Origin of the sequence: Limnospira sp. PMC 289.06 (genome assembly GCF_032350395.1) — a bacterium.
GTDB classification, from domain to species: Bacteria; Cyanobacteriota; Cyanobacteriia; order Cyanobacteriales; family Microcoleaceae; genus Limnospira; species Limnospira platensis.
Genome location: NZ_JARPLC010000232.1, coordinates 300 through 3070, shown reverse-complemented (window position 1 = coordinate 3070; position 2771 = coordinate 300). Strand labels below are relative to the sequence as shown.

The 2771-nt window shown below is 43.0% G+C and carries 2 protein-coding genes and 1 pseudogene; all 3 read left to right on the top strand.

Features of this window, described 5'->3' with window-relative positions:
* Positions 1-24 precede the first annotated feature (24 nt).
* Positions 25-1221: pseudogene (locus P5674_RS23830) on the top strand (group II intron reverse transcriptase); the annotation flags it as partial.
* A gap of 102 nt (positions 1222-1323) precedes the next feature.
* Positions 1324-1827 (top strand): hypothetical protein, encoded by a 504-nt coding sequence (locus P5674_RS23825; RefSeq protein WP_006615945.1) that lies wholly within the window; start codon positions 1324-1326, stop codon positions 1825-1827.
* 262 nt (positions 1828-2089) lie between these two features.
* The gene (locus P5674_RS23820) at positions 2090-2581 is read left to right on the top strand and encodes a YajQ family cyclic di-GMP-binding protein (RefSeq protein ID WP_006615946.1); all 492 of its coding nucleotides are present in this window, start codon (positions 2090-2092) and stop codon (positions 2579-2581) included.
* Positions 2582-2771 lie beyond the last annotated feature (190 nt).

Here is a 2771-nt window from a genome sequence, read left to right as displayed (position 1 = left end):
GACCCCTAACAAAATGCTCTTACCGTGAACCATGATTACCTACTGTCCAAAACTCAATGTCCAAGCTGCCTGAAAAGAGACCTGAGACAATGGCTCAAAGCGGGTGTATTGGATAACGGTGTATTTGAGGATACAGAAACAGGGACACCCCAGGGAGGGGTAATAAGTCCAATACTCGCCAACATCGCACTGTTGGGAATGGAAAGGTTAGTTAAAGAAATGTATCCCAATAAAGGAACAACCACCCAGGTGAACCTTATAAGATATGCCGATGATTTTGTGGTCATCTCAAAAGACTTAAAAATCATCGAACAGTGCCAAACTGCAATTTCTGAATGGTTAGAACCTGTAGGACTAGAAATTAAACCCGAAAAAACTCGAATTTGTCACACACTCAATCCTATTGAGTATAACGGCAAGATTGAGGAACCGGGGTTTAATTTTCTATGATTCAATATCAGGCAATATCCGGTAGGAAAATATAAATCTGGGAAAACAGGGGGAAGAGGAAGCCGATTAATCGGTCACAAAACCCATATTAAACCCAGTAAAAAAGCATTTAAAGCCCAAATTGAAGTGATAAAGGGTGTAATAAAACAACATAAAACGGCACCCCAACCAGCTCTGATAAGTAGACTAAACCCAATTATAAGGCGATGGTCAAACTACTATTCAGGAGTAGTCTCAACAGAGACCTTCAACAAACTAGACCATATAGTCTGGAAGATGCTAAGGGCATGGACAGTATCAAGATGCGGAAAGGCGAATCATGAAAAGTTAAGGAACTACTTCCAGCAGGAAAGGGTTAAACTTAGCAACGGAAAAGAAAGGCATGAAACTTGGTTGTTTAAAACTAAAGAGGGACTCCAATTGTGGAAACATAATTGGACCCCAATTGCCAGACATACCCTAGTACGCCCAGAAGCGACACCATACGACGGAAATTGGACTTATTGGGCAACCAGAAAAGGACAAGCAATCGATACGCCAACAAGGGTAGCGAAACTACTCAAAAAGCAAAAAGGCAGGTGTTCCTGGTGTGGACAGTATTTTGCACCATCAGATTTAGTTGAAGTAGACCACATTGTACCTCGAAACTTAGGTGGAAAGGATGAATACAAGAATCTTCAATTATTGCACCGTCACTGTCACGATAATAAAACGGCGCTTGACAAAAACAACGCCAAAGCTGTATCCTTAACAATGGAACAATCAGACTAGGAGCCGGATGAGGTGAAAGTCTCACGTCCGGTTCTGAATGGGAGGGGTAGACCGTGAGGTCTATCTCGACCCCTAATTCTTGGTAAATATATAAGAGTATCCTTGAGTCAGTCCATCAATTTGCCCAGAGTAGATGAATTTTTAGAAGAACTTGCAGCCATTCAGCAAACCGGCTCCAAGCGCATTGCCTTACTCGGTTCCCGCCATATTCCCTTAACCCATCAGAATTTGATTGAGATGATGAGTTATGCCCTAGTTTTGGGGGGAAACCATCTGATTACCTCCGGTGCAACCGGGACTAACTCAGCCGCCATTAGAGGGGCAATGCGGGCTGATCCTAATCTTTTAACAGTCATTCTACCTCAAAGTCTCGAACGTCAGCCTCGCGAGTCACGGTCACAGCTAGAACAGGTCATCCATTTGGTCGAAAATCCCTCTGGAGATACCTTATCATTGGCCGAAGCTAGTTCCTCCTGCAATCAGGAAATTATTTCCCGGTGTCAGCAGTTGATATGTTTTGCTTTTCATGACAGTGATACTTTGCTGAGGACCTGTGAAGAAGCCGAAAATCAGCGGAAGGTGGTAACTTTGTTCTATTTGGATTGAAGCCAGAGGTTGCCAGTGGCACTTAGTTGGTATAGATCTATTGGGGCAAGTTCTCAGAGATATAAGCTATCTCACCCCATAAGGCCTGATTTGCTGTTCAATGCCAAAATCAGACTGCTGTTACCGAAAAATTGGATACAAAGACCCGTCCTTTAGCCTAGCTGGGGACGGCTTTTTATCAAAATTGTTGCATATTTGGATGTTTGGGGTTAGAATCCTTGTCCTAAGAAATCAGTAGAACATTACATAGCAACGAAGGCTTATGGCTTCAACATCTTCTTTCGATATTGTCAGCGATTTCGACCGTCAAGAATTGGTCAATGCACTAGACCAAGCCAAACGAGAAATTATTAGTCGCTACGATTTGAAAGATACTAACACTACCCTAGAACTTGGTGATGAGGTAATTGTTGTCAATACCGACAGCGAGTTTACTCTTGATGCGGTCCATACGATTATGCAAACTAAGGCTGCTAAACGTAATCTATCCCTCAAAATTTTTGATTATGGAAAGGTTGAGTCAGCTAGTGGAAACCGAGTCCGCCAAGAAATTACCCTGAAAAAAGGGATTAGCAAGGATGTGGCTAAACAGATTACCAAGATTATTAAAGATAATTTCAAAAAATCTCAGGCTTCTATCCAAGGTGATGCGGTGCGGGTTTCTAGTAAGTCTAAAGATGATTTACAGGAGATAATTAGATATCTCAAGCAGGAAGATTTCCCCGTAGCACTACAATTTACCAATTACAGATAGTTAATATCCTACCAGGCGATCGGGTGCGATCGCCTGGTAGGGTGCGTCAGAACCAGGGTATATAAATCCCCAGGAATAATGCTCGGCTGACGCACCATTTCGAGTATACAAGTTCCCACACCGGCTCACGCCTACGGTAGGGTGCGTCAGAACCAGGGTATATAAATCCCCAGGAATAATGCTCGGCTGA

What these genes read in the sequence shown, in the direction of transcription:
- P5674_RS23820 (WP_006615946.1), top strand. Translation starts at nt 2,090, where the DNA reads ATGGCTTCAACATCTTCTTTCGATATTGTCAGCGATTTCGACCGTCAA.